Annotated in this window: 23 protein-coding genes and 1 pseudogene; 12 read left to right on the forward strand and 12 right to left on the reverse strand. The window is 46.5% G+C overall.

What is annotated here, in order from left to right; all coding sequences use genetic code 11:
• Positions 1–24: 24 nt before the first annotated feature.
• The 6 genes from hemF to AYJ58_RS02670 all read right to left on the reverse strand — a co-directional run bounded on the left by hemF (position 25) and on the right by AYJ58_RS02670 (position 5,062).
• Positions 25–933 carry an oxygen-dependent coproporphyrinogen oxidase gene (gene hemF, locus AYJ58_RS02645; RefSeq protein ID WP_106648727.1) on the reverse strand — a complete coding sequence of 303 codons (909 nt, stop codon included), beginning with the start codon at positions 931–933 and terminating at the stop codon, positions 25–27.
• A 25-nt stretch (positions 934–958) separates the two neighbouring features.
• Positions 959–1,525 carry an L-threonylcarbamoyladenylate synthase gene (locus AYJ58_RS02650; protein ID WP_106648729.1) on the reverse strand — a complete coding sequence of 189 codons (567 nt, stop codon included), beginning with the start codon at positions 1,523–1,525 and terminating at the stop codon, positions 959–961.
• Positions 1,526–1,672: 147 nt separating this feature from the next.
• Positions 1,673–2,236 carry a DNA topoisomerase family protein gene (locus AYJ58_RS02655; protein ID WP_106651730.1) on the reverse strand — a complete coding sequence of 188 codons (564 nt, stop codon included), beginning with the start codon at positions 2,234–2,236 and terminating at the stop codon, positions 1,673–1,675.
• 119 nt (positions 2,237–2,355) lie between these two features.
• The gene (locus AYJ58_RS02660) at positions 2,356–2,829 is read right to left on the reverse strand and encodes a DUF494 family protein (protein ID WP_006083793.1); all 474 of its coding nucleotides are present in this window, start codon (positions 2,827–2,829) and stop codon (positions 2,356–2,358) included.
• 2 nt (positions 2,830–2,831) lie between these two features.
• Positions 2,832–3,848, reverse strand: coding sequence for a DNA-processing protein DprA (gene dprA / locus AYJ58_RS02665; RefSeq protein ID WP_198555575.1), 1,017 nt, complete (start codon positions 3,846–3,848; stop codon positions 2,832–2,834).
• Between the two features lie 83 nt (positions 3,849–3,931).
• Complete coding sequence (locus AYJ58_RS02670) at positions 3,932–5,062, reverse strand: LysM peptidoglycan-binding domain-containing protein (RefSeq protein ID WP_106648733.1); 1,131 nt, start codon at positions 5,060–5,062, stop codon at positions 3,932–3,934.
• A 125-nt stretch (positions 5,063–5,187) separates the two neighbouring features.
• On the opposite strand from AYJ58_RS02670, the gene def reads away from it, so the two are divergent.
• Genes def through AYJ58_RS02695 form a run of 5 tightly spaced genes read left to right on the forward strand, consistent with a single transcriptional unit; the run spans position 5,188 to position 10,841 of the window.
• The gene (gene def / locus AYJ58_RS02675) at positions 5,188–5,700 is read left to right on the forward strand and encodes a peptide deformylase (RefSeq protein ID WP_232790851.1); all 513 of its coding nucleotides are present in this window, start codon (positions 5,188–5,190) and stop codon (positions 5,698–5,700) included.
• Positions 5,701–5,708: 8 nt separating this feature from the next.
• The gene (gene fmt / locus AYJ58_RS02680; protein ID WP_106648737.1) at positions 5,709–6,665 is read left to right on the forward strand and encodes a methionyl-tRNA formyltransferase; all 957 of its coding nucleotides are present in this window, start codon (positions 5,709–5,711) and stop codon (positions 6,663–6,665) included.
• 2 nt (positions 6,666–6,667) lie between these two features.
• Positions 6,668–7,954, forward strand: coding sequence for a 16S rRNA (cytosine(967)-C(5))-methyltransferase RsmB (gene rsmB, locus AYJ58_RS02685; RefSeq protein WP_106648739.1), 1,287 nt, complete (start codon positions 6,668–6,670; stop codon positions 7,952–7,954).
• 15 nt (positions 7,955–7,969) lie between these two features.
• A complete protein-coding gene (trkA, locus tag AYJ58_RS02690) occupies positions 7,970–9,379 on the forward strand; it encodes a Trk system potassium transporter TrkA (RefSeq protein ID WP_106648741.1) in 1,410 nt (469 codons plus the stop codon).
• Positions 9,380–9,398: 19 nt separating this feature from the next.
• A complete protein-coding gene (locus tag AYJ58_RS02695) occupies positions 9,399–10,841 on the forward strand; it encodes a TrkH family potassium uptake protein (RefSeq protein ID WP_106648743.1) in 1,443 nt (480 codons plus the stop codon).
• A gap of 70 nt (positions 10,842–10,911) precedes the next feature.
• Here the strand turns inward: AYJ58_RS02695 and hemG (AYJ58_RS02700) are convergent, their stop codons facing one another.
• Positions 10,912–11,463 (reverse strand): menaquinone-dependent protoporphyrinogen IX dehydrogenase, encoded by a 552-nt coding sequence (hemG, locus tag AYJ58_RS02700; RefSeq protein WP_106648745.1) that lies wholly within the window; start codon positions 11,461–11,463, stop codon positions 10,912–10,914.
• A 200-nt stretch (positions 11,464–11,663) separates the two neighbouring features.
• Between hemG (AYJ58_RS02700) and AYJ58_RS02705 the strand changes: the two genes are divergently transcribed.
• Positions 11,664–11,972, forward strand: coding sequence for an ArsR/SmtB family transcription factor (locus AYJ58_RS02705; RefSeq protein ID WP_006083802.1), 309 nt, complete (start codon positions 11,664–11,666; stop codon positions 11,970–11,972).
• Positions 11,973–12,037: 65 nt separating this feature from the next.
• Here the strand turns inward: AYJ58_RS02705 and hemG (AYJ58_RS02710) are convergent, their stop codons facing one another.
• The 4 genes from hemG (AYJ58_RS02710) to pepQ all read right to left on the reverse strand — a co-directional run bounded on the left by hemG (AYJ58_RS02710) (position 12,038) and on the right by pepQ (position 16,063).
• Entirely contained in the window at positions 12,038–12,562 is a 525-nt protein-coding gene (gene hemG, locus AYJ58_RS02710) for a menaquinone-dependent protoporphyrinogen IX dehydrogenase (RefSeq protein WP_106648747.1), read from the reverse strand.
• Positions 12,563–12,564: 2 nt separating this feature from the next.
• Complete coding sequence (locus AYJ58_RS02715) at positions 12,565–14,022, reverse strand: TrkH family potassium uptake protein (RefSeq protein WP_106648749.1); 1,458 nt, start codon at positions 14,020–14,022, stop codon at positions 12,565–12,567.
• A 77-nt stretch (positions 14,023–14,099) separates the two neighbouring features.
• Positions 14,100–14,714 carry a YigZ family protein gene (locus AYJ58_RS02720; protein WP_106648751.1) on the reverse strand — a complete coding sequence of 205 codons (615 nt, stop codon included), beginning with the start codon at positions 14,712–14,714 and terminating at the stop codon, positions 14,100–14,102.
• 26 nt (positions 14,715–14,740) lie between these two features.
• A complete protein-coding gene (gene pepQ / locus AYJ58_RS02725; RefSeq protein WP_106648753.1) occupies positions 14,741–16,063 on the reverse strand; it encodes a Xaa-Pro dipeptidase in 1,323 nt (440 codons plus the stop codon).
• Positions 16,064–16,553: 490 nt separating this feature from the next.
• Between pepQ and fadB the strand changes: the two genes are divergently transcribed.
• The 6 genes and pseudogenes from fadB (at position 16,554) to AYJ58_RS02755 (ending at position 25,654) form a co-directional block, all read left to right on the forward strand.
• Positions 16,554–18,704 (forward strand): fatty acid oxidation complex subunit alpha FadB, encoded by a 2,151-nt coding sequence (fadB, locus tag AYJ58_RS02730; RefSeq protein ID WP_106648755.1) that lies wholly within the window; start codon positions 16,554–16,556, stop codon positions 18,702–18,704.
• Between the two features lie 22 nt (positions 18,705–18,726).
• The gene (fadA, locus tag AYJ58_RS02735) at positions 18,727–19,890 is read left to right on the forward strand and encodes an acetyl-CoA C-acyltransferase FadA (protein WP_106648757.1); all 1,164 of its coding nucleotides are present in this window, start codon (positions 18,727–18,729) and stop codon (positions 19,888–19,890) included.
• Positions 19,891–20,132: 242 nt separating this feature from the next.
• Positions 20,133–21,291: pseudogene (locus AYJ58_RS22180) on the forward strand (diguanylate cyclase domain-containing protein).
• 170 nt (positions 21,292–21,461) lie between these two features.
• On the forward strand, positions 21,462–21,707 hold the full coding sequence (tusA, locus tag AYJ58_RS02745) for a sulfurtransferase TusA (protein WP_006083810.1): 246 nt from the start codon (positions 21,462–21,464) through the stop codon (positions 21,705–21,707).
• Positions 21,708–21,754: 47 nt separating this feature from the next.
• Entirely contained in the window at positions 21,755–22,201 is a 447-nt protein-coding gene (locus AYJ58_RS02750) for an MOSC domain-containing protein (protein ID WP_106648758.1), read from the forward strand.
• A 264-nt stretch (positions 22,202–22,465) separates the two neighbouring features.
• Complete coding sequence (locus tag AYJ58_RS02755; RefSeq protein ID WP_106648760.1) at positions 22,466–25,654, forward strand: amidohydrolase family protein; 3,189 nt, start codon at positions 22,466–22,468, stop codon at positions 25,652–25,654.
• 179 nt (positions 25,655–25,833) lie between these two features.
• On the opposite strand, the gene AYJ58_RS02760 is transcribed toward AYJ58_RS02755, so the two are convergent.
• Positions 25,834–26,430: a DNA-3-methyladenine glycosylase I gene (locus tag AYJ58_RS02760; RefSeq protein ID WP_106648761.1), complete on the reverse strand. Its 597-nt coding sequence runs from the start codon at positions 26,428–26,430 to the stop codon at positions 25,834–25,836.
• Positions 26,431–26,539 lie beyond the last annotated feature (109 nt).

Raw genomic sequence — 26,539 nt, forward strand, 5'->3', positions numbered from 1 at the left:
GCATCCACTTTTTAAGATTAACGGCTAAACCCAGTCGCGTGGTTTGAGGTAGTTATCGTACAAATCTGCCTCTGGGCTTCCCGCCTCTGGCGTATAAGCATATTGCCAACGCACTAATGGCGGCATCGACATTAAGATAGACTCGGTACGACCACCTGTCTGCAGACCAAACAGCGTGCCTCTGTCATAGACTAAGTTGAACTCAACATAACGACCACGGCGATAGAGTTGGAACTGACGCTCACGCTCACCGAACTCAGTATCCTTACGACGCTCAACAATCGGCACATAGGCCGTTAAGAAGCCATTGCCCACGGCTTGCATAAAGCTAAAGCTTTGCTCGAATCCTGCTTGATTCAAGTCATCGAAAAACAGTCCGCCCACACCGCGGGTTTCATTACGATGCGGCAGGAAGAAATACTCATCGCACCATTTCTTATACTTGGGATAAACCTCATCCCCGAAAGGCGCACAAATATCCTTAGACGTTTGATGCCACTCGCGCACATCTTCTTCAAATGGATAATAAGGTGTTAAGTCAAAACCACCGCCAAACCACCACACAGGATCAGCACCCTCTTTTTGCGCGATAAAGAAGCGCACATTGGCGTGAGTCGTCGGTATATACGGATTGTTAGGATGGATCACTAAAGACACACCCATAGCTTCAAAACTGCGACCCGCCAGTTCTGGGCGATGCGCCGTTGCCGACGCCGGCATAGCGGCGCCAGTCACATGGGAAAAGTTAACTCCAGCTTGCTCGAATACTGCACCTTGGGTTAATACTCGGCTCGTGCCACCACCGCCTTCGGCGCGGGTCCATGAGTCGGCAGCAAAGGTCGCTTGACCATCTAACTTTGCTAAACCGGCACAAATTCGGTTTTGTAAATCGAGTAAAAACGCTTTTACCACTGCAGCATCAGGCACACTCATCTTATTATCCTTATTATTGGTTTGCTCATTGTCCATTTCGTAAAATTTTGCCGCTACGCGCATCGATGATGGTCGAGGGTTGACGTTGTTCGCCGAGTTCGCCTAATACGAGTGCATCGATTTTACCGGAAAAATCAGCGAGGATTTCAGCGGCAGTTAATGCGGGATCTTCACCTGCAAGGTTAGCGCTGGTCGACACTAAAGGTTTATTAAGCGCGCGGCACAGGGCTTGTACCCCAGCGTGGGCCGACACTCGCACTGCGATAGAGTCAAATTCGCCACAGAGGTATTTTGAAACATGCGCTTTGATTGGCATGACAAAGGTAAAAGGCCCTGGCCACTTGGAAAATGCAAATTCGAGCTGCTCAGCCGTTAATTGCGATTCATCAACATAAGCTAAAAGCTGCTGAAAATCACTGGCGACTAAGATCAGTCCTTTCTGCCATGGGCGCTGTTTTACCGCCAATAACTTTTGGATAGCAGTGTCGTTATCTGGGTCGCAACCTAGGCCATAAACCGCCTCGGTTGGATAAGCGATAACACCACCGTTAAGCACAATATGTTTTATGTCAGATGGGTGCAGCTGCAACATCTTAGGATCACCTTTTAAGTATTGTCGATTTCAACAATCAAATTATTGGATAAATTCGAATACTGACCGCCCCATCAGCGGTCAGCCGAGGATTATACGCAAGCCACTTTCATCGGCCAAATATTAAGATGCAGGTCACACAATAAACTAAAGTGGTCTTTTGTATTTACAGCTTTTTTGCGGGCATTCTAAACGCATCCCAGCCGCACCTTTACGCTCGACTAAGATCCCAAAACCACAACTCGGGCAAGCTTCAGCAACCGGTGGATAATTCACAATAAATTTGCACTTAGGGTAAGCGCTGCAGGCATAAAAACTTTTTCCGAAGCGGCTCGTTCTGTGCTCAAGTTTACCCGTTTTGCATTCTGGGCAAGGGATATCAGGCTTGTCGCTCGCTTGGTCCTGTTTTTCAATATGCGTGCAGCTAGGATATTGAGTACAACCGATAAAGATCCCAAATCGCCCAGACTTGACCGCCAACTCGTGGCCGCATTCAGGGCAGACAGAACCTTCAATCACTTGAGTTTCAATGGATTCGTGCTGCACTAATGGGCGAGTGTAATTACAGCTAGGGTAATTATTACAGCCAATAAAACCGCCGTGCTTACTGTGTTTGACCGATAACTCGCTGCCACATTCAGGGCAAAGTTCGTATTCTTTTTCCAGTGCGTGTTCGTGGGCACTAAATAATTGTTCATCAATCTTAGACATAATCATTCACCACCTGTCGTAGCGCATTAGGATATCAAGCGCAGTGCCATCAAGGAATTTATGGCATCAAAAAAGGAGGTCTTAGCCTCCTTTCTTTCATAATTCATCTTTCACAACGATTAAGAATGTAGTCGGCCTTCTGGCTGTTCGAAGATTAAATCTTCCATTTGCTCATAAGCGGACTCATGACCAGGAGCGTTAAACAACACCATTAAGATAACCCATTTCAGATCTTCTAAAATCAGGGTTGGCTCATCCAACTCCATGACTCTATCGATCACCATTTCACGGGTTTCGACATTCAGCACTTTAACTTGCTCTAAAAACAGCAAGAAACCGCGGGATTCCACATCCAGCTTGTCCATTTCGTCCTTTGTATAGATACGAAACGAATGCTGATCGTGATTACAAAGATAAGGTTTATCCCCTTCTTGTAATTCAGCTAAGCGCTCTAACCAAGTTAACGCTTTTAAAATCTCGGATTGATGAAATCCGGCACGAGTGAGTTCCTTGGTTAACTCGTCTTCATCAACTAGTAGTTCAACTTCACTGTGAACATAGTTTTCAAATAGATACATGAGGATATCAAACATGGCTAGCTCCTCTTTACTCTGACGTAACCACCGGGTACTGCTATTACCCAACCTTGCAACTCAAGTTCAAGCATTTGTTCTAACACCAGATCTATCGTTTTCCCACTATGTTCAACGACTGCATCAATAGATGTAGTTTCATAACCTACACTAGCTAACAGAGACGAAAATGGCAAATTACAAATCTCGCCTTGCTGTATATGGTGGCATAACTTCAATTCTTCAAGGTGGTAAGCGGTTAAACTTGCCAACTCCTCCACTATATCGGCGGCTGTTTCCACAAGTTTTGCCCCATCACGTAATAAATCATGGCAGCCTTGATGGTAACCGCCCAAGATTGAGCCCGGAACGGCAAACACCTCACGCCCTTGCTCCATCGCCAATCTCGCTGTGATTAAAGAACCGCTTTTACGGCAGGCTTCAACCACAAGTGTCCCTAAAGAAAGACCGCTAATAATCCGATTTCGTTTCGGGAAATTCCCCGCAAAGGGACCGACATCTGGCCAAAACTCGCTAAGTATACAGCCTTGCTGCTGAATATCATGATAAAGCTGCCGATGTTTTCGTGGATAAACAGTCTCAATGCCAGTCCCAAGCACAGCAACGGTTCGCCCTTGATGTTCAACACAGGCTTTATGGGCAGCGCCATCAATCCCCATCGCCATACCGCTGCAGATACCAAATCCCATTGAGGACATCTCAGCAGCCAGCTGATAAGCGACCTGCAATCCGCCTGGTGAAGCATTACGGCTGCCGACAATTGCAAGATAAGGCAGGACTAACGCCTCCAAACAACCTTTAACGAACAGGATGACGGGCGGATCTGAGAGTTGTTTTAATAACGGAGGATAAAGCGGATCGGAGAAACTAACGAGATGATGGTCAGCGGCTTGCTGCTGCCATTCGAGGGCGATATCGACTTTTTGATAATCAATAGCGAGGCTATGGAGCAGATGGTCAGATAAAGGTAGCGCTTCTCGCTCGTGCTCTAACCTTTGCCTGAGGTCGTCCACTTCCATGTGCGTTAATAATTGTTGGATCCGAGCGGGTCCTAGCCCAGATACAGCACAAACAACTAACCAATCGACCAAATGTTCAGATATTACTGACCTCTTAAGGCTAAAGACTCTGGGGCAATTAACTTATCGTCGACACGCACAGGACGCTCGGTGGAAACAATCAAACCTAAGCTCGCTTTATCGAATACTTTGAAAACTAACAATTTGCCATGATAGATATCCGGCATTTGAATAGCACGATCCGATGAGACAGATGCCATCAGGTTATCGTAGGCGGTGCGCTCAGTGGCAGGCACTGGCATACCATCATTGTTGATGACGATGACTTCACCATCACGGTAAATAGAGAACACAACTCCGGGCTCAACCCCATCTTGGGTGCCTTTATCTAAGTACACCACATCCAACTTACCCGCTTCACGCATCTTCGATTCGATAGCAAGCACAACAGCTGGTGTCTTTAACTCTGCAGGCTTTGGGGTGAAATAAGCTGACATCAAGGAATCACTTTCCATCGGCAATACTCTGAAGCCTGCTTTGGTTTCACGAAAGCTCGTTAGCAACTTAATTTTTGAAACCTTACCAGACTCAATCACTTGCCCAGTAGACGACAAAATGGCTTCTTGTCCTAACGCTTCGCCTGACTCTTTATTGAAAAACTCGCGACCGCGTTCGTAAATACCATATTTTTGGTTTATTGGCAGTTCAGCATCAATATAAATCACATCACCCACAATATGGTGACGCGATGGACTTTCACCTGCCAGCACCATAGGTTGCTCAGTAAGCCAGTGAGTCTCGACGACCCGATTCTGCACTAAATATTGTTCAATCAAGGCTAAATCAACGGCTGGAATAGCATTACTCTTAGCAATGACACGTCCCTCGGGACTCTTTCTTACATGGGGTTTAGCACTATCAACAGTAGCACCATTACGCACAAGGCGGGGCTGACCATCAATAAATACCAGAGTGAGTTGATCGCCAGGGTAAATAAGGTGGGGATTAGCAATTTGTGGGTTTACATCCCAAAGACTCGGCCATTTCCATGGGTCATTCAGAAACGCGGCGGAGATATCCCAAAGAGTATCGCCCTTTTTCACTACATATGACTCAGGATGCCCCGCCTTAAGCGTCAGGGTATCTGCGGCAACAAACGTGCAATTGAATGTCATTAACGCGAGTAAAATTAACCGTTTCATGGGTATTTCCATGTTGTTTAACTCTTAGTTTGAGCTTTTACTGTTATTGGTAGGCACTAAAGATTAAAATTAACTCATTAGCATCAGTCAGTATAACTAACTGGCAGAGATTTGACAGACTTGTTAAGAGTTTATGTATGACACTATTAAAAGTATTACAATTCCCTGACGAAAGATTACGAACACAAGCCACACCCATCACAGAGTTTAATGCCGAGCTGCAGACTCAAATTGATGATATGTTCGAAACCATGTACCAAGAAAAAGGTATCGGTCTGGCCGCGACCCAAGTGGATTACCATAAACAACTTATTGTCATGGACTTACAGGATGAAGTCGAACGACCTAAAGTGTTTATCAATCCCGAAATTATCACCAGCAGCGGTGACTTCTGTAATGAAGAAGGTTGCCTGTCGGTTCCGGGGATTTACACCAAAGTCGATCGCGCCGAATTTGTCACGGTAAAAGCCTTAGACAGGCACGGTAACGAATTTATAGTTGAGGCCGATGAGCTATTTGCCATTTGTATTCAACACGAAATGGATCACCTCAAAGGCAAATTGTTTGTCGATTATTTGTCGCCGCTAAAACGTCAGCGGATCAAACAAAAACTTGAAAAAGCGGCCCGATTGGACGCCAAAGAAGCATAGGATCAGATTTGAAACCACTCAACATCATCTTTGCCGGAACACCGGATTTTGCCGCTCGCCACTTACAAGCACTTTTAAACTCACACCACAATGTGATTGGCGTTTACACTCAGCCCGATAGACCCGCTGGCCGCGGCAAGAAACTGACCGCCAGCCCAGTAAAAGAACTCGCTATCGCCAATAGTATTCCAGTGTTTCAACCCGGCTCATTACGTAAAGAACCCGCGCAACAAGAACTTGCCGCACTCAACGCCGATATCATGGTGGTCGTCGCTTACGGTCTGATCTTGCCAAAAGTTGTGTTAGATACACCGCGTTTAGGTTGTATTAACGTTCATGGTTCTATTTTGCCACGCTGGCGCGGTGCCGCACCGATCCAACGCGCACTTTGGGCCGGCGACAAAGAAACTGGCGTAACCGTTATGCAGATGGATGTGGGTTTAGATACTGGTGACATGCTGCTTAAAACCTATCTGCCGATCGAAGATAACGACACGTCAGCCAGCCTTTACGAGAAACTGGCAGAACAAGGTCCCGTTGCCCTATTGCAAGCCCTCGAGGGTTTAGCAAACGGCACCTTAGCCGCTGAAAAACAAGATGAAGCCTTAGCGAACTACGCAGAAAAACTCAGTAAAGAAGAAGCCAGACTCGATTGGAATAAATCTGCCAAACAACTCTGGCAAGAAGTCCGCGCCTTCAATCCTTGGCCTGTGAGTTACTTTGAGCACCAAGGTAACACTATAAAAGTGTGGCAAACTCAAGTCAGCGAAATCACCAGCACAGCCGCTCCAGGTACTATTATCAGCGCCAGCAAAAAAGGCATAGACGTCGCCACCGCTGATGGTGTGTTAACCCTGCTGAGTATGCAGCTTCCGGGGAAAAAGCCACTCAATGTTGCCGATATTCTCAATGCTCGAGGTGAATGGTTTAGCCCGAATACTCGCCTCGCAAACGAGGCACAATAATCATGAACTTGCGCGCGCTAGCTGCGAAAGCCATCTTCGAAGTATTAGAAAAAGGCGTGTCACTGTCAGTGGCATTGCCTGATCAACAAAAACATCTTGCCAGCGGCAAAGATAAAGCCCTACTTGCCGAGATCTGCTATGGCGTGATGCGCACTCTGCCGCAAATAGAAAAACGCATCAGTGAATGCCTAGCGAAACCACTCAAAGGTAAGCAAAGGATTATCCACCAGCTCCTGATCGTAGGTTGCTATCAACTGTACTTCACTCGTATTCCAAGCCACGCCGCAATTTCAGAAACCGCCGAAGCCTGTCGCCAATTAAAATTTGAAGGCATGGTCAAAGTGGTTAATGGTGTACTGCGCAATATTCAGCGCCAGCTATCGCCGCTAAGTACTGGATCAGATACCTTAAGCTATAACACACCCGCTTGGTTAATTAAGCGCTTAAAAGAAGCCTATCCCGAGCAGTGGCAAGACATCATTCAACAAAACCATGAACGCCCGCCCATGTGGCTGCGTAACAATCGCTTATCCCAGAGCCGTGCCGAATACCTCGCAGCCCTAGCCGAAATCGACATTGAAGCGAGCGAAGGCAGCAGTGCAGATGCCATTCTTTTAGCGCATCCAAAGGATGTCGCCACACTGCCACGCTTTCATGAAGGTGCAGCATCAGTGCAAGATGGCGCGGCACAATGGGCGGCTACCTTACTAGCCCCGCAAGCGAATGAATTAATACTCGATGCCTGCGCGGCACCCGGTGGCAAAAGTTGTCACTTACTCGAACTTGAGCCGAGTATCAAATTAGTCGCTGTTGATTTTGATGCCAAACGCCTTGAGCGTGTGCAACAGAACCTTGACCGCTTATCATTAAAAGCGGAGCTTATCCATGGTGATGCGGCCAACATAGACTCATGGTGGCAAGGCGAACAATTTGATCGTATCTTACTGGACGCGCCATGCTCAGCCACAGGAGTGATCCGCCGCCATCCCGATATTAAATGGTTGCGAAAAAACCATGACATTGAAGAGTTGGCTGAACTACAACAGCAAATTCTCGATCATTGCTGGAAGTGGCTAAAACCCGGTGGCACACTTCTTTATGCTACTTGCTCGATTTTACCGCAGGAAAACCGCGACCAGATCAGTGCGTTTTTAGATAGAACGGTAGATGCTAAGCTAGACACACTTGCCCAGCAAATTTCGCCACAGGATATAGGTTGGCAAATCACGCCAGGACAAGACAATATGGATGGGTTCTATTACGCCCGTTTATTAAAAGCGACCGATTAGGAAGTAAGCAAGGCCATGAAAATTATCATATTAGGTGCGGGTCAAGTCGGGGGAACCTTGGCCGAGAACTTGGTCGGTGAGAATAATGACATCACTATTGTAGATAGTGACAAATCCCGACTACGCGCCCTGCAAGATAAATATGACCTTCGCGTTGTGGCGGGCCATGCAGCCCATCCAGACGTACTCAGAGAAGCAGGCGCAGAAGATGCCGACATGCTGATCGCGGTAACCAATAGCGATGAATGCAACATGGCCGCCTGCCAGATTGCTTACACCCTCTTCGGCACACCAACAAAAATTGCCCGTATTCGCTCAGAACCTTATCTGGCGATGCGCGATAAACTCTTTATCGACAGTGAAACCAAAAATAGCGATGGCCGCCCCCGTGGCGGCTTCGTGATCGATGAATTAATCGCCCCTGAACAGTTAGTGACCGCTTACATCCAACGACTCGTTGAATATCCCGGTGCACTGCAAGTACTCGAATTTGCCGAAGGACGGCTAAGCCTAGTGGCCGTTCGCGCCTATTATGGTGGTCCACTGGTAGGTAATGCGTTAGCGGCACTGCGCGAACACATGCCAAATATTGATACCCGGGTTGCGGCAATTTTCCGCCAAGGCCGCCCTATCATGCCTCGCGGTACCACGATTATCGAAGCCGATGATGAAGTCTTCTTCGTCGCCGACAGTCGCCACATTCGCGCTGTGATGAGCGAAATGCAGAAGCTCGATAACTCCTACCGCAACATTATGATCGCCGGTGGCGGTAACATAGGCTTAGGTTTAGCCAAACGCCTCGAGCGTACCCACTCAGTTAAACTGATTGAGCATAAGTATGAGCGCGCTGAAGCCCTATCGGAGCAACTGGAAAATACTACCGTGTTCTGCGGTGACGCTTCAGATCAAGAATTACTGCTCGAAGAACACATAGATCAAACCGACGTATTTATTGCGGTGACCAATGACGACGAAGCCAACATTATGTCGGCATTACTGGCAAAACGTATGGGCGCGAAAAAGGTCATGGTGCTGATCCAGCGCGAAGCCTATGTCGATATCGTCCAAGAAGCTAACATCGATATTGCTATCTCACCCCAACAAGCCACCATTTCGGCACTGTTAACCCATATCCGCCAAGGTGATATCTGTAACGTTTACTCCCTACGTCGCGGCGCCGCCGAGGCAATTGAAGCCATTGCCCATGGAGATGCCAGCACGTCTAAAGTCGTTGGCAAAGCCATTGGTGATATTAAGTTGCCACCGGGAACCACCATTGGTGCTATTGTCCGCAACGATGAAGTATTGATGGCACACGACAAAACCGTGATAGAGCAAGGGGATCACGTAATCTTATTCCTAGTGAATAAAAAGTTTGTCGGCGAAGTCGAGAAGCTTTTCCAACCAAGTGCTTTCTTCTTCTAAAACCTAAGTAAGCCAACTTATGCTGAACTTTAGACCACTATTGTTTATTTTAGGGCTGTTTTTGTCCATGCTGACAGCCTTCATGTTGATCCCACTGCTCCTCGCCGTATTCAATGCCGAGGAAACAGTAGGCTCTTTCATGCTGTCGGCGTTAGTGACAGGTATTAGTGCCAGCTTGTGTTTACACAATGGCCAGAGCAAAGCCATTAACCTTAATATCCGCGATATGTTCCTGCTGACCAGCTTGACGTGGTTGATCGTTAGCTTGTTTGCAGCCATGCCCTTTACCTTGTATCACGGGATTGGTTATACCGACGCCTTCTTTGAAACTATGTCCGGCATCACGACCACAGGTTCTACCGTGCTCTCGGGGTTGGATACCATGGATCACAGTATCTTAATCTGGCGCTCTTTATTGCAGTGGCTAGGCGGAATTGGCTTTATCGTGATGGCGGTGGCCATTCTGCCCTTCTTAAACGTTGGTGGTATGCGGCTGTTCCGCACTGAATCTTCGGATTGGAGCGATAAAGCCGTACCACGTACCCAAAGTATGGCTAAGTACTTATTCTTTATTTATATTTTGCTAACAACTGCTTGTTGCGTTGCCTATCATCTGGCAGGGATGACGTGGTTTCAAGCAGTCAATCATGCTATGACCACCCTATCAACCGGCGGTTATTCCACCTCCGATAGCTCTATGGCCGCGTTTTCTAACTCGGCCCACTGGGTTGGCGTGTTCTTTATGGCTGCAGGTGGTTTGCCACTACTCATGTTTGTACAAACCATACAGCAAAAGGATCTGCGGATTTGGAACGATGCTCAGGTCAAAGGCTTCTTATTTTTCCTGACCTTTGTGTCCTGTTTTATTGGCTTTTGGCTGTGGCAAACCCGCGACATTGAACTCCTCGATGCGCTGCGTTTATCCAGCTTTAACGTGGTTTCTGTGGTGACCACCACAGGTTATGGCTTAACGGATTACGGTGCTTGGGGCGCCTTTGCCAACATCGCTTTCCTGTTTTTAATGTTTGTCGGTAGCTGCTCTGGCTCAACCTCGGGCGGGATTAAAATCTTCCGCTTTCAAATCGCTGGCGCCATTATGCGCGAGCAATTGAAACAGCAATGTCATCCAAACGGAATCTTTAGGGAACGCTACAACAATCGCATCATCAGTGAAGATATCGTGCGCTCGCTGATCACTTTCGTGCTGTTGTTTGTGATGGTGATTGTTGGCTTGTCGGTAATTTTAGTGCTCACGGGGCTCGACCCTATGACCAGTTTTACTGGCGCTATCACGGCGGTCACCAACGTAGGCCCAGGTTTAGGCCCAATTATTGGCCCTGCGGGTAACTTTTCAACTCTGCCCGACGTAGCGAAATGGGCCTTGTCACTCGGTATGCTCCTCGGCCGTTTAGAGATTCTGACCGTAGCAGTGTTATTCCACCCGAGTTTTTGGAAGTATTAATGCAGTAGAGCTTGGATACTAGAAAGGCGCTTAACTTGTAAAGCGCCTTTTTTATTAAGCCTGGCTCGTCCTAAATAGCGGTAACGTCAGCCAATTCCGACAGATGATCGGCATAGACCTTCACATCTGCCCAGTCGGTGTAATCGATAACCGACTTAGGATCGGTTGGGCCTTTGGTCATCTTCATAATCAACTGGATCATCCACCTGTCGTACCAAGGCCATGAAGGATAATCCACTTTCCCCGCAATAATTTTAAGATCGGCTGGCGTCCACGGCGATAAGGCGATGAACTTTTGCAGATATTTATTATTCTCAGGAATACGTTTTTCTGGATTTCTCGCCACCACGTTGACGCAGAAGAAACTGTTTGGCAATGCCCCCAGAGCCTCTGCATGCTGCTCGATAAACTGGAACACACTCTTATCATAAGTGCCATAAAGAACACAGGCACCTAAGGCGACGACATCATAATCGGGCCAATTAATACAAGTTGCGGCAGCGCTATTGATATCAACGAGATCGACCTTAGCGCCACGAAAAGTTAATTGGTCGGCAATTGCATTGGCAATCTTGGCCGTGTGGCCACCACGGGTAAAATAAAGTACGAGAACGCGTGTCATAGGGAATTACCGATCAACTGAGTTAATGTCACTATTGTGGCAAGATTAGGTTAAATAAACCTCTGATAGGATCACAAATCAGCCGTATCTCATATTCTGAGATGCAAAAATTGAGATCTGCATGGCTGAGCAGTATGATTGCGTAAACACAGGTGTTCAATTAGAATTATCTAATCAAAAGCGATGAAGTGAGTGACCTTATGCAAAATGACATAGATGTAGCTGCAATGGTAACTAATGCGGAAAGTGCGGCTAAATGGCTTAAGGCCATAGCGAACCCTTATCGCCTAATGATTTTATGCCTATTACTAGACAAAGAGTTGAGCGTAACTGAACTCAATGCCACTGTGCCATTAAGCCAATCGGCACTATCCCAGCATTTAGCCGTATTACGCGCAGAAGATCTGGTGGATACCCGTAAGAGCTCGCAGATTGTTTACTACAAGCTCAAGAACGAGCAAGTCACCCAAGTGATTTCTATTCTGCATAGCCGCTACTGCGCAGTGTAACGGCGGTAAAGCTAGCTTAAATTTAAGCCCTAATCACTTGCAAGTGATTAGGGCTTAATGATTTTTTAAGATTGGCTAAAGCGGTTAGCGAAGGCCTCGACTTTTTCCCAATCGGTAAACTCAAAGGTGCCACTGATATCGGTTGGTCCTTTAGTCATCCACATAATGAAACGTATCATAGTGCGATCGAACAAACCGTATTTAGGATAATCAATCTTGCCCGCAAACACTTCAAGCAACTGTGGCTGCCATAGTGATAATTGCAGGAACTTTTGCATATAAGGATTGGTTTCAGGCGTATTCTTTAAGGGTTTGCGCGCCACGACATTGACGGTAAAAAAGCCATTAATCTTAGTATCGAGCACTGCATGGTGGCGGTTCACAAACTGGTAAAGTTCAGGTCTATGTTTACCATAACGAATACTGGCGCCAATCAGCACTTTATCGAAATCCGCCAAGCTCAGCGCTTCTGCTTGCGCTAATGTGACCAGCGAAACCTGCTCTCCCGCTTGCTCAGCAATCGTCTTCATTTTTTGGCAAATTGCCAATGTTTGGCCATCAATTGTCGAATAAATTATTAACGTCTGCATGATCAATTCTTCCAAAAAGTTGGCGTAAACAAAATCAGTAAGGTAAATACTTCGAGGCGACCAAACAGCATAGCCACGACCAATACCCATTTGGCGCCATCGCCAATACTGGCGTAGTTACTGGCTACTGCACCTAAGCCTGGACCTAGGTTGTTTAAGCAAGCTGCGGTAGCACTAAAGGCGGTAATATCATCTAATCCCATCGCCATGAGTGCAAGCATACAGATCACAAACACCAGCGCATAGGCAGAGAAGAACCCCCACACGGCATCAACAACGCGATCAGGCAAGGCTTTAGAACCAATACGGATAGAGAACATCGCCTTAGGATGAACCAGTCGCTTTAATTCGCGCGAGCCCTGTAACAGCAGCAAAATGACCCGAATCACCTTAATCCCACCCGCAGTCGATCCGCCACAGCCACCGATAAAGCTTGAAAATATCAATAGAATAGGTAAAAACAGCGGCCACATGTGGAAGCTTTCAGTACCAAACCCTGCGGTAGTGGCCACGGAAACCGCCTGAAATAAGGCATGATCTAAGGTTTCTTCCGGCGAATCATAAATGCCCGAATGATAAAGCGTGAGGAAACAAATCGCGGTGAGAATGAGTTGAATCGCCACCAGCATCTTAAATTCGGCATCTTTAAAATAGACTTTAACGTTAATCCCTCGGCGCGAAAATGCCGCAAAATGCACGCTAAAGTTCACTGCTGAAACGATTAAAAAGAACACGCAAATAAGGTTAATCACTGAGCTATCGAAATACCCCATGCTGGCATCGTGGGTCGAAAAACCGCCAATAGCGATAGTAGAAAATGAATGACAAACCGCATCGAACACACTCATGCCCGCCAGCCAATAGGCGGTCGCACAGGAAATGGTTAGCAATAAATAGATATACCACAGTGCCTTAGCAGTTTCGGCTATCCGCGGGGTCATCTTACTGTCTTTGACGGGGCCCGGAATTTCAGCGCGATAGAGCTGCATTCCCCCGACGCCAAGTACAGGTAAAATCGCCACTGCTAGCACAATAATCCCCATACCGCCGAGCCATTGCAGCATATGTCGGTAAAACAAAATGGCCTTAGGTAGGAAATCGAGCCCGACAATGACAGTGGCTCCGGTGGTGGTTAACGCAGAAAAAGATTCGAAGAAACTATCAGTCCAACTGAGGTCGGGTTGGCTCGAGAAGATAAACGGTAAGGCACCGATAGAACCCAGCACGGTCCAGAATAGGACCACAATCAGGAAACCCTCTCGGGTACGCAATTCTTCTTTACAGTGGCGATTGGGATACCAGAGCCAGAAACCAATAAATAGGCTGACAAAAAATGCCTGCATAAACGCCGTGCCGCCGCCATCGTTATACCAAACAGCGATCAGTGCTGGTGGCAGCATAGTGATTGAAAATAAACCAATCAGCAGGCCTATGATTCTTATTATGGTTTTATATTGCATTAAGCGAGTTCAATCATTCCATTGGCTGCAAAGGTATTTTCAGCATTAGGGCTATTTTGGCATAATTTACGCAGGCATCACAGCTCAAACTCAGGCCTCAAACTTCCCTGACTGAGCGTCGCCAGCGACTCACACAGCCATGCCTGTTGCTGCCGGCCTATCTCAAACACAATATCGACCGCTGCGGCAAATTGCTTATCGATAATCACGGCATCCATTTGTTGTAATAGATGCTCCACATCGCGTAGCTGCGCATAATCACAATGCAACTTGGCGGGATAACGTAACTGTTTAAGTCGCGTCGGTAATTGAACCAAACCTTGCCGTAAGCCCGACGTATAAGCCCGAACGAGTCCACCGACACCCAGTTTAGTGCCGCCATAATAACGCACCACAACAGCACCCACTTCGCCGATATTTGCCCCTTGCAACACAGCTAACATGGGGCGACCAGCACTGCCGGCGGGTTCACCGTCATCACTCGAACCAATCAAGACGCTATCATCCGGTGCGCCCGCCACAAAAGCTGAGCAATAATGGCTGGCGCCGGGATAATCACGCTTTATGTCAGTGAGTACTAACTTAAATTTATCAAAGCTATCGCAATGAAACAGAAAAGAGATAAAGCGGCTATGCTTTATCTCTTCTTCAATCACGATATCTTCACAGGGAACACTATAACTTTCGAGCACACATCCGCCCTAATCTTTACCCTATATCAATCAGCCAAGCCGAGTTCACGGGTCATGTTCTCATTTCTATCTTGATGCACTATGACGTTATCTTCGATACGAATACCGCCAAAAGGCCTTAACTCATCCACCGTTTGCCAATTGATCTGTTGGCCACGACTATCTTGTTTAAGCTCATTGAGCAGAGTATCGATAATGTATAACCCAGGCTCCATAGTCAGCACTTGGTTTGGCGCTAAAATGCGGGTGCAACGTAGGAATGGATGAGCCTCTGGCGCCGCAATATGAGTTCCGCGTTCATCGTGGGAGAAGCCGCCAACATCATGCACTTGTAGGCCTAACATGTGACCTAAGCCATGGGGAAAGAAAGCACTGGTTATGCCTTGATCGACCAAACCTTGGGTATCACCTGTGGCTAAATCAAAATCCAATAGCATTTGTGCGACTTTAGCGTGGGTGGCCAAGTGTAAATCGGGATAACGCACGCCCGGACGCATCATGTCGATAAGCTCTAGCTGTGCCTTGTTCATCGCAGTGATCAATTCATCGAAACGATTCTTCTCGAATGCGTAGGTTCTGGTGATATCAGAGGCATAGCCAAAGTAACTCGCGCCGGCATCGATAAGAAATGACAAACGTTTCGCAGGGCTTTGGTGTTCAAGTGCGGTGTAATGCAAAATCGCCGCATTTTGGTTAAGGGCGATGATATTGCCATAGGGCACTTCATTCTCGCTCTGGCCTACGGCAGATAAATAGTGCTGCTGGATTTCGAACTCGCTCGCACCATTATAAAAGGCATTTTTAGCCGCCAAATGTCCCTGCACCGCAATTTGATTAGCGCGGCGCATACATTCCAACTCATATTCGGTTTTAGTGGTTCTGTGGTAATGCAGATAACTCATCACAGCATCGGGATTACGACTGGTAAAACCCAGCACTTCGGCCACATCTAAATGCTCACCTAAATAGGCCCAATTGGCGATATCTGTCGGTAAAAACTCAGCGACCTTATCAGCCTTGGTCAGCAGCTTAATATCGAAATACTCAGTCCAAAACATATCAGGCACATCAGACACTTTGTGCCAAAAATCCACAGGACGATAAAAAATCAGCTGCGGCTTATCACGGCCGTTGACCACTAACCAACAATTCGGATTATCCAACACAGGCAACCATGCCTTGAAGTGCGGGTTTGCCTTAAAGGGATAATTGATATCATCCAAAAACATCCGATGCGGCTGACCCGAATGAATCACTAAACCAGACAAGGCTTCTCGAGACAAAATCTCTGCGACTCGACGGTTTAACTCGGCAATATGGGCACGATAGTGATGAGCCAACTGATCCATTTGTCATCTCCTGCAATGAATAAAAGTTAATAATATGAGCCGAATTTGCTCACATATTCTTAATCTGATCATGAACAACAGATTCAATCAAAACACTAAACTGTCACTCAATCTAAAATACATGGCCGCTGAACAAAGAACATTAAAGCGATAACGTCATGATTATCTTTAAGAGTTATGTTCAACCCTAGCATGGCTGCAACGTTTAAACGTCTAAGGTAAACAGCCACAAAGACCTATTTATCCGCAAAGTGATTTAACGCATTCTAGGTGTTCTACACTCTGTGCAGTGTATCACAAAGGTGAAAAATCACTCTAGCCGACAAGAAATTAAACAGTCGTTTAAATTGGGTGTTGTAATTTATCGAATTTCGAAGCACACTGGCACACAACTGGTCAAATGATGGCCGAAGCTGCTGTGAGATAGAAAGTCGTACTAGCACCAACACATAATGGTGGGTATCACTTTTAAGCCAAAAGGAAGCAAGCAATGATCTACCAAAGTCCTACAATTCAGGTTGAGTTACTCGAGGATAATATTGCCAAGCTGTGCTTTAACGCACCCGGTTCGGTGAACAAATTCGACAGAGAAACCCTCGCCTCGCTCGATGCGGCATTAGACAGCATCAAGCAAGATTCCAATATCAAAGCGTTAGTGCTGACCTCAAGTAAAGATACCTTTATTGTGGGCGCCGACATTACCGAATTTTTAGGCCTGTTCGCACAAGATGACGTCGTATTGCTCTCTTGGGTTGAACAAGCCAACGCAGTCTTCAACAAACTCGAAGACTTGCCTTTCCCAACCGCATCAGCAATCAAAGGCTTTGCCTTAGGTGGCGGCTGTGAAACCATTCTGGCAACCGATTTCCGTATCGCAGACACCACAGCCAAAATCGGTTTACCCGAAACTAAACTCGGCATCATCCCAGGTTTTGGCGGCACAGTTCGTCTGCCACGTGTGATTGGTGCAGATAACGCACTTGAGTGGATCACGACCGGTAAGGACCAACGCGCTGAAGATGCACTGAAAGTCGGCGCTGTTGATGCCGTGGTTGCACCACAAGCGTTAGAAGCTGCTGCGATTCAAATGCTCAAAGATGCTGTTGCTGAAAAGCTGGATTGGCAAGCACGTCGTAACCGTAAACTGTCTGCGCTAACACTGCCAAAACTTGAAGCTATGATGTCATTCACCACAGCCAAAGGCATGGTGTTTGCGGTTGCGGGTAAACACTACCCTGCACCAATGGCTGCTGTAAGCGTAATTGAGCAAGCATCGACTAAAGGTCGTGCTGAAGCATTACAAATCGAACATCAAGCCTTTATCAAGCTGGCTAAAACCGACGTTGCTAAGGCACTTATCGGTATTTTCCTTAATAATCAATTTGTTAAAGGTAAAGCGAAGAAAGCCGGCAAGTTAGCGAAAGAAGTCAACAACGCGGCCGTATTAGGCGCAGGCATTATGGGCGGCGGCATCGCTTACCAAAGCGCCAGCAAAGGCACACCAATTGTGATGAAAGACATCGCTCAGCCTGCCTTAGATTTAGGCCTCAATGAAGCCGCCAAACTGCTGTCTGCCCAAGTCGCCCGTGGCCGTTCAACGCCAGAAAAAATGGCCAAAGTGCTGAACAATATCACGCCTTCATTAGATTATGCCGCGATTAAACACAGTGATGTTGTCGTTGAAGCCGTTGTTGAACATCCAAAAATCAAAGCACAGGTTTTAGCCGAAGTTGAAGGCTATGTAAGTGAAGATGCAATTATCGCGTCAAACACTTCAACAATTTCAATCAACTTGCTCGCTAAGAGCATGAAGAAACCTGAACGTTTCTGCGGGATGCATTTCTTCAATCCAGTGCACAAAATGCCGTTGGTCGAAGTTATCCGTGGCGAGCACAGCTCTGAAGAAACCATCGCCTCTGTTGTGGCTTATGCCAGCAAAATGGGCAAAACCCCAATCGTGGTTAATGATTGCCCTGGCTTCTTCGTAAACCGCGTACTCTTCCCTTACTTTGCCGGCTTTAACGGCTTACTTGCAGAAGGTGGCGACTTTGCCGCAATCGACAAAGTGATGGAAAAACAATTCGGTTGGCCAATGGGTCCCGCTTACCTGCTCGACGTTGTCGGTTTGGACACAGGTCATCACGCCCAAGCCGTTATGGCTGATGGTTTCCCTGATCGCATGGGTAAATCTGGTACTGACGCGATTGATGTGATGTTTGAGAACAAACGTCTTGGCCAGAAAAATGGCAAAGGTTTCTATGTCTATTCAGTCGATAGCCGTGGCAAACCGAAGAAAGATATCGATCCAACCAGCTACAGCCTGTTGAAAGATGCCTTTGGCGAGTTAAAAGCTTTTGAAGCCGATGACATTATTGCCCGTACTATGATCCCTATGATCATCGAAACCGTGCGCTGTTTAGAAGAAGGCATTGTCGCATCGCCTGCCGAAGCGGATATGGGCCTAGTTTATGGCTTAGGTTTCCCACCATTCAGAGGCGGCGTGTTCCGTTACTTGGATACCATGGGTGTCGCAAATTTTGTGGCCTTAGCAGACAAATATGCTCACTTGGGCGGTCTGTATCAAGTCACAGATGCGATGCGCACATTAGCAGCCAATAACGGTAGCTACTACCAAGCCTAATTAGCGGGAAAGGAATTTAATCATGAAACAAGCTGTTATCGTAGACTGCATCCGTACTCCGATGGGCCGCTCAAAGGCTGGCGTTTTTCGTAATGTGCGTGCAGAAACTCTGTCTGCCGAATTGATGAAAGGGCTGTTGCTGCGTAACCCGCAACTCGACCCAAACCTGATTGAAGACGTGATTTGGGGTTGTGTGCAACAAACCCTAGAGCAAGGCTTCAATATTGCCCGTAACGCTTCGCTATTAGCGGGCATTCCAAAGACAGCAGGCGCTGTGACGGTTAACCGCCTATGTGGTTCGTCAATGGATGCTATCCATCAAGCGGCGCGTGCGATTATGACGGGCATGGGCGACACCTTTATTATCGGTGGCGTAGAACACATGGGCCACGTGCCAATGAATCACGGCGTGGATTTCCACCCAGGTTTGGCTAACAACGTGGCCAAAGCCTCTGGCATGATGGGTTTAACCGCTGAAATGCTTGGCAAATTGCACGGTATTAGCCGTGAACAGCAAGATGCGTTTGCTGTACGTTCACACCAACGTGCCTATGCAGCAACAGTTGAAGGCCGCTTTGCCAAGGAAATCTATGGTATTGAAGGTCACGATGCTAACGGTGCCTTAATTAAGGTACTGCAAGACGAAGTGATCCGCCCAGAAACCACCATGGAATCTCTAGCAGCACTGCGTCCGGTATTTGATCCAGTTAACGGTACTGTCACTGCGGGTACTTCTTCTGCACTGTCTGATGGCGCTTCAGCCATGTTAATCATGGAAGAATCTAAAGCACGCGCACTTGGCTTGCCAATTCGTGCCCGTATTCGCTCTATGGCGGTTGCAGGTTGTGATGCGGCGATTATGGGTTACGGCCCAGTGCCAGCCACGCAAAAAGCACTGGCTCGCGCCGGTATTACCGTTGCCGATTTAGATGTGATTGAACTTAACGAAGCATTCGCAGCTCAGTCTTTACCTTGCGTGAAAGATTTAGGTTTAGCAGATGTGGTTGATGACAAAATCAACCTCAACGGCGGCGCGATTGCACTCGGTCACCCACTGGGCTGTTCAGGCGCACGTATCTCTACGACGTTGATCAACCTGATGGAAGACAAAGACGCAACCTTAGGTTTAGCGACCATGTGTATTGGTTTAGGCCAAGGTATCGCAACCGTGTTCGAACGCGTTTAATTCATTACTCTAATAATGGTCAAAGCCGGAACTCGTTCCGGCTTTTTTATGCCAAATATTCTGCCAGCGTAAATATTAATATTTCTCATTTCTTCTGCTGTTCATTTGAAAATCAGTCCGTTATCAACTTAACTACAAGGGCATCACTGGCTATTGTGTCAACCACAGACAAGTAATCATCAGCCAAATCTAGGCAGTGTAGTGCAAGGATGCAATTCGTTGTTTTACCAGAGGAATGCCTGATGCTACAAACGGAACAGACCCTTTTCGAACAAATGCGGATCACTGAGCTGGAGATCGAGTCTCGTAAGGCGCTCTTCTCTTTTACTGCGGCGGACGTAAAGGCCCTGCAATCCTTTAAGCCCATCATTGAAGAAAACATAGATAAAATCGTCGATGACTTTTACGGGTTACAAACCAGCGTATCAGAAATTGCGCTGCTGATCGGAGACTCAGACACCCTTGCCCGCTTGCGTACCACAGAGAAGATATGTACTCGATTTATTTAATGGTGTTTATGACCTTGAATACGTAAACAATCGCCTGCGGATTGGTTTAGTGCATAAACGTATTGGTGTTAAACCCAAACTTTACCTGTCTGCGGTGCACACACTCAAGGAGTTGATCTATGCAGTGATCAACAGCTCAGTAGAAGATGTACATCATGGCGAACGTATTCGAGCCGCAATTGATAAACTAGTGCTATTTGATGTCACGCTAGTCTTCGATACATATATTCGCAGCTTAGTCTCCGAGATTGAGAACGCTAAGGATAAAGCCGAAAAATATGCCCAAAGCATGGAAAGCAAAGTCAAAGAGCGAACCCAGCAGTTAGAAGAACTGTCGCAAACCGATCCCTTAACAGGTTTGCTCAATGTAAGGCACTTGCAAGAAACCGCAACTCGCATACTCAGAGCAGCCCAAAGACGCGCCGAGCCCGTATGTGTCATCTACTTAGATGTAGATGATTTTAAATTATTTAATGATACCCAAGGCCACAGATCGGGTGATGAAGTACTGTGCGCCGTCGCCAAAGCAATTAAAGCCACTACTCGTGCCGAAGATTATTGCTTTCGTTATGGTGGAGACGAGTTCTGTATCATCATGCCTAACTGCCGTGAAGAACAAGCCCGAGATAATTTCATCACTCGCTTCAATCAACAAATAAAACTCAGTTTAAACAATATTTCCTTAAGCTTTGGCATTATTAATACTGGCCCATATGAGTATGAAGAAGCCAACAGCTTAATTCATAAAGCCGATCAGCGAATGTATAGCTATAAACGTGCGTCCAAACAGCAGCAAACTATGGCGGCGGCAAATGACTTAGTATCAGAGAATAGTACCGCAGAAGTCCATCCAATCACTCAATCTCGCAGCATTGATAAAGCCGTCGAGTAACGTTGAAACCCACATTCGCCATTAATGTTCCACGTGGAACATTAAATATCTAACATTCTATTGATAGAACATAGATGAAACCACATCACAAATTGAAACCACCAACTTGGTTTATCATGGGGGCTGGAGTAACATTAGATAATTCTGCTTAACCGTTCAGTAGAGGTAATATGAACGACGCTTTCTCAACCGCACAGCATAGACTCGATGCTCTTGGTTTACGCTGCCCAGAGCCTGTAATGATGGTGCGTAAAACGGTAAGACAAATGGCTGCTGGCGAGACTCTGCTGATCATTGCCGATGATCCTGCTACAACGCGCGATATTCCAAGCTTTTGTGAATTTATGGATCACACCTTAATTGCCAGTGAAACCACACAAACGCCATATCAATATTTGATCAAAAAAGGACTTTAAGTCGTATCCGTTAACGACTTAATCATGAACAAAGGATGTGAGAAACTATGCCAAAACTGCTGGCGATTGCCTATAAAACTGTAAAGCGCGGCCCAATGAATGAAGTTCTCTGTGCCAATGTCACCCAACTCAGTGGCGTAGAGAAAGATGTGTTTGGTCGTCCAGGCAAACGCCAAGTCACTGTGCTTTCTAAACTTCAGTGGCAACAGGCCTGTCATAGCATCGAGGCAGATTTACCTTGGACGACACGTAGAGCAAATCTTCTGGTTGATGATCTCGTATTCAGCAGTGCCGATGTGGGTAAACATTTACAGATCGGTGAGTTGCGACTTGAAATCACAGGTGAGACCGACCCCTGTAAAAAGATGGAAATAGCGCATGTCGGTTTAGAAGCCGCGCTCACGCCAGATTGGCGAGGTGGTGTAACCTGCCGAGTATTGAATGATGCCATGATCCACTTAGGCGATGAGATCACTCTGCTTATTCCAAGCTAATTTTATTCCCAGCTATTCAGCCACTCTTAGCAAAATATCCATACTCCTCAGTAAAAAGAACCAAGTGACTTGGTTCTTTTTCTGCTATGCCCGCTTTCTTATCTATATCGCCGTTACTTTTCCATTCCCTCGGTCATCAATTGAAACAGTATTTACGTTTTCCTTCTTTCCTATTTATGCGATAACTAGACTAAGTATTAACAAAAGTTCATCTTAAAATTAATACCACTCAAGCAGTCCATAAGAACGATAACAGGAAGTGACATGTTGAAATCTAAACTGACCCCGCTTTATATCGCCCTCGCTCTAGGGATGAATACCCTCGCCGTTAACGCAGTAGAAACTAAGGAGGCCGAATGGAATGTTAACGCTCCAGCGAATGCACCCTTAGAGCAAGTCAAAATTGATGTGAATGAAGGCACTTGGATGAACCTGAGTGTTAGTCCAGATGGCAAGCATATTGTATTCGACTTACTCGGCGACATTTATCAAATCCCAGTATCAGGCGGTGAAGCTAAGCCATTAGCCCAAGGTATTGCTTGGCAGATGCAGCCCGTCTATAGCCCAGATGGTAAACATATTGCCTTTACCTCGGATGCCGATGGCGGCGACAACATTTGGATCATGGATGCCGATGGCAGTAATCCACGAACTGTTACTCAAGAAACATTCAGGCTGCTAAACAGTCCCGCTTGGAGCCCAGACTCCCAGTATCTTGTTGCCCGTAAGCATTTTACCGCCAGCCGTAGTTTAGGTGCGGGCGAAGTATGGCTATACCACGTAGCGGGCGGCGAAGGCGTTAAACTAACTGAACGACCAAATGATCAAAAAGATTTAGGCGAACCCGCGTATTCACCCGATGGTCGCTATATCTACTTCAGCCAAGATGATACGCCAGGCAAAACATTCCATTACTCAAAGGACTCAGTTAACGGTATCTACAAAATCAAACGTTATGATACCCAAACCGGTGATATTGAAATCTTGATAGAAGGAACTGGTGGCGCGATTAGACCAACATCGAGTCCTGATGGCACTAAACTCGCCTATATAAAGCGTGATGACTTTAACTCATCACTCTACCTACTCGACCTCAAGTCAGGTGAAACCACTAAATTATTTGGCGAACTAGACCGTGATATGCAAGAGACTTGGGCAATCCACGGCGTCTACCCGACTATGGCGTGGACTCAAGATAACAAGGATATTTTCTTCTGGGCTAAAGGAAAGATTAACCGCCTGAATATTGCTAGCAAAACACTCACAGATATCCCCTTTAGCGTAAAAACTGAGTTAGCAGTACAACCCTCAGTACGCTTTAAGCAAGACATTGATAAAGACGTTTTCGATGTAAAAATGCTGCGTATGGCACAGGTTTCTCCCGATGGCAGTAAAGTCGCCTTCGAAGCACTGGGGAAGATTTGGTTAAAATCATTGCCCGATGGAAAAATGTCGCGCTTAACCGAACTCAGTAATGGGATTGAAGAACTGTTTCCCCAATGGTCCCGCGATGGCAAAAATATTGTGTTCACCACTTGGAATGACCAAGACCAAGGAACAGTGCAAGTCATTAGCGCCAAAGGTGGCAAATCTAAGCAGCTAACATCTGAGCCAGGGAAATACGTTGAGCCCACCTTTTCACCCGATGGTGAACTCGTGGTGTATCGTAAAACCCAAGGTGGCAATCTCACACCTAGAACTTGGTCGCAAGAACCAGGACTCTATAAAGTCGATATCAAAGGCAAACAAAATAGCAAGATCAGTGCCGATGGCTACCAAGCTCAATTTGGTGCCAATACCGATCGCGTCTTTTTTATGAATAGCAGCGAAGATGAAACACCACAGTTATCATCTATCAACTTAGATGGCTTCGATAAGCGAGTTCATTACAGCAGTAAGCATGCGACAGAATTTAGGGTTTCACCCGATGGTGAACAACTCGCCTTTGCCGAACGCTTTAAGGTTTGGGTGACACCTTTTGCTAAACACGGTGAAACCGTTGAGATTGGCCCCAATGCCAACAATTTACCCGTAAGTCAATTGAGTGTCCGTGCCGGTGAAAGTATCAGTTGGAACAGTAAAAGCAACCAACTGTATTGGACGCTTGGCCCAGAACTTTATCAAGCCAAGGTTGATACTCAATATCTCAATAAAGATGAAAAGACTCAGCCAAGTATTATCAATTTGGGCTTTACCGAAAAAGCAGATGTTCCACGTGGAACAATCGCCTTCGTCGGCGGCAAAGTGATTACGATGGAAGACGACCAAGTCATAGATGATGGCGTGGTCATAGTTAAAGACAATCATATTGTCGCCGTAGGTAATGCCAATATCGCGATTCCTAAGGATGCGCAGATCATCGACATCAAAGGCAAATCCATCATGCCAGGGCTATTCGATGCCCACGCCCATGGACCGCAAGCTGATGATGAAATTGTGCCACAACAGAACTGGGCGCTATATTCTGGCCTTTCCTTAGGTGTCACCACGATTCACGATCCCTCGAATGACACGACAGAGATTTTTGCCGCTTCCGAACAACAAAAAGCCGGCAAAATCGTCGGTCCACGCATATTCTCCACCGGCACCATACTATATGGAGCGAATGCACCTGGCTACACATCACACATAGACTCGCTGGATGATGCCAAATTCCACCTTGAGCGTCTGAAAAAAGTCGGGGCCTTTAGCGTAAAAAGCTACAACCAACCACGTCGTAATCAGAGGCAACAAGTCATTGCCGCCGCTCGTGAACTTGAAATGATGGTTGTTCCTGAAGGTGGTAGTTTACTGCAGCATAACCTAACCATGGTTGCCGATGGCCATACAACGGTTGAGCACTCTTTGCCTGTCGCGGCGATTTATAACGATATCAAACAATTCTGGAGCCAAACTAAAGTCGGTTACACGCCAACCTTAGTGGTTGCCTATGGCGGTATTTCAGGCGAAAACTACTGGTACGATAAAACCGATGTGTGGGCGCATCCACGTCTGTCTATGTATGTCCCCGCCGATATCTTGCAGGCGAGATCCATGCGACGCCCGCATGCACCAGATGGCCACTACAATCATTTCAATGTTGCAAAAGTCGCTAACGAGCTCAATAAGTTAGGTGTTCATCCTAATATAGGCGCTCACGGTCAACGTGAAGGTTTAGCGGCACATTGGGAAATGTGGATGTTCGCCCAAGGCGGCATGAGCAATATGGAAGTTTTGAAAACGGCCACCATTAATCCAGCGACGACCTTTGGCATGGAACAGCAACTCGGTTCTATCAAAGAAGGTAAGCTCGCAGACTTAATCGTTATTGATGGTGATCCATTGGCTGATATACGCGTCACAGATAAAGTCACTCATACTATGGTCAACGGCAAGCTTTTTAATGCTGAGACGATGAATGAGCTTAATGGGGATAAGGAAAAACGTAAGCCATTTTTCTTTGAGAAAATCTAAACTCTATCCTCAAGGCTAGAATGGGAGAGTCGCTTTCCTGTTTTAATTATTTGGTTTAACCAGATATCACTCATAAAATAAAAAAGCATGTTCCACGTGGAACATGCTTTTTTATCTCTAGGCTTCAATTACCACAAGCCCCAACCCTACTTCAATATCGGCAAGCTCTGCGATTAATGTTAATAGTGGTTATGCTGAACGGTACAGGAATCAACACAGGCCTGATAGGCAACACACTCGACCAGGTGATCATTCACCATACCCACTGCCTGCATAAAGGCATAACAAATTGTTGGGCCGACGAAATTAAATCCGAGTTTCTTTAAGGCTTTTGACATGGCTTCAGATTCTGGCGTTTGTGCAGGAACCTGTGACATGGCTGTAAACTGATTCACTATGGGCTTACCACCTACAAAGCTCCATAAGAAGGCAGAGAAATCCTTTCCATCGGCAGTATAGGCCAAATATCCTTTGGCATTCTTGATGATAGAGTTCACCTTCAAGCGATTACGCACTATGCCGGGATTCAACATAAGTTCCTCCACTTTCGCCTCATCAAAGCCAGCAATCACTTCTGGTTCAAAATTAGCAAAGGCCTGTTCATAGTTTTGTTGCTTCTTCAGGATAGTAATCCAAGATAATCCGGCCTGTTGACCATCTAAACACAACTTAGCAAACAACTCCTTGGGATCATAAACTGGCCGCCCCCACACTTTGTCATGATACTCACGATACAAGGGATCATCACTTACCCAGCCACAACGGATCTCTTCCATGGTATATAACCTTATTGTTTTAATTAAGAAGGTAAAAAATAACCTACATAAGCAGATATCTACAAGGTATAATCGAACCCATTTTCTATTCAGGCTGACGGCAGTAGAC

The organism is Shewanella sp. Pdp11 (assembly GCF_002838165.1).
In the GTDB taxonomy this organism is placed as follows: domain Bacteria; phylum Pseudomonadota; class Gammaproteobacteria; order Enterobacterales; family Shewanellaceae; genus Shewanella; species Shewanella hafniensis.

Coding starts and splice junctions, on each gene's coding strand:
- hemF (WP_106648727.1), bottom strand. CDS start 933: ATGAGTGTGCCTGATGCTGCAGTGGTAAAAGCGTTTTTACTCGATTTA.
- AYJ58_RS02650 (WP_106648729.1), bottom strand. CDS start 1,525: ATGTTGCAGCTGCACCCATCTGACATAAAACATATTGTGCTTAACGGT.
- AYJ58_RS02655 (WP_106651730.1), bottom strand. CDS start 2,236: ATGTCTAAGATTGATGAACAATTATTTAGTGCCCACGAACACGCACTG.
- AYJ58_RS02660 (WP_006083793.1), bottom strand. CDS start 2,829: ATGTTTGATATCCTCATGTATCTATTTGAAAACTATGTTCACAGTGAA.
- dprA (WP_198555575.1), bottom strand. CDS start 3,848: ATGGAAGTGGACGACCTCAGGCAAAGGTTAGAGCACGAGCGAGAAGCG.
- AYJ58_RS02670 (WP_106648733.1), bottom strand. CDS start 5,062: ATGGAAATACCCATGAAACGGTTAATTTTACTCGCGTTAATGACATTC.
- def (WP_232790851.1), top strand. CDS start 5,188: ATGACACTATTAAAAGTATTACAATTCCCTGACGAAAGATTACGAACA.
- rsmB (WP_106648739.1), top strand. CDS start 6,668: ATGAACTTGCGCGCGCTAGCTGCGAAAGCCATCTTCGAAGTATTAGAA.
- trkA (WP_106648741.1), top strand. CDS start 7,970: ATGAAAATTATCATATTAGGTGCGGGTCAAGTCGGGGGAACCTTGGCC.
- AYJ58_RS02695 (WP_106648743.1), top strand. CDS start 9,399: ATGCTGAACTTTAGACCACTATTGTTTATTTTAGGGCTGTTTTTGTCC.
- hemG (WP_106648745.1), bottom strand. CDS start 11,463: ATGACACGCGTTCTCGTACTTTATTTTACCCGTGGTGGCCACACGGCC.
- AYJ58_RS02705 (WP_006083802.1), top strand. CDS start 11,664: ATGCAAAATGACATAGATGTAGCTGCAATGGTAACTAATGCGGAAAGT.
- hemG (WP_106648747.1), bottom strand. CDS start 12,562: ATGCAGACGTTAATAATTTATTCGACAATTGATGGCCAAACATTGGCA.
- AYJ58_RS02715 (WP_106648749.1), bottom strand. CDS start 14,022: ATGCAATATAAAACCATAATAAGAATCATAGGCCTGCTGATTGGTTTA.
- pepQ (WP_106648753.1), bottom strand. CDS start 16,063: ATGGATCAGTTGGCTCATCACTATCGTGCCCATATTGCCGAGTTAAAC.
- fadB (WP_106648755.1), top strand. CDS start 16,554: ATGATCTACCAAAGTCCTACAATTCAGGTTGAGTTACTCGAGGATAAT.
- fadA (WP_106648757.1), top strand. CDS start 18,727: ATGAAACAAGCTGTTATCGTAGACTGCATCCGTACTCCGATGGGCCGC.
- tusA (WP_006083810.1), top strand. CDS start 21,462: ATGAACGACGCTTTCTCAACCGCACAGCATAGACTCGATGCTCTTGGT.
- AYJ58_RS02750 (WP_106648758.1), top strand. CDS start 21,755: ATGCCAAAACTGCTGGCGATTGCCTATAAAACTGTAAAGCGCGGCCCA.
- AYJ58_RS02755 (WP_106648760.1), top strand. CDS start 22,466: ATGTTGAAATCTAAACTGACCCCGCTTTATATCGCCCTCGCTCTAGGG.
- AYJ58_RS02760 (WP_106648761.1), bottom strand. CDS start 26,430: ATGGAAGAGATCCGTTGTGGCTGGGTAAGTGATGATCCCTTGTATCGT.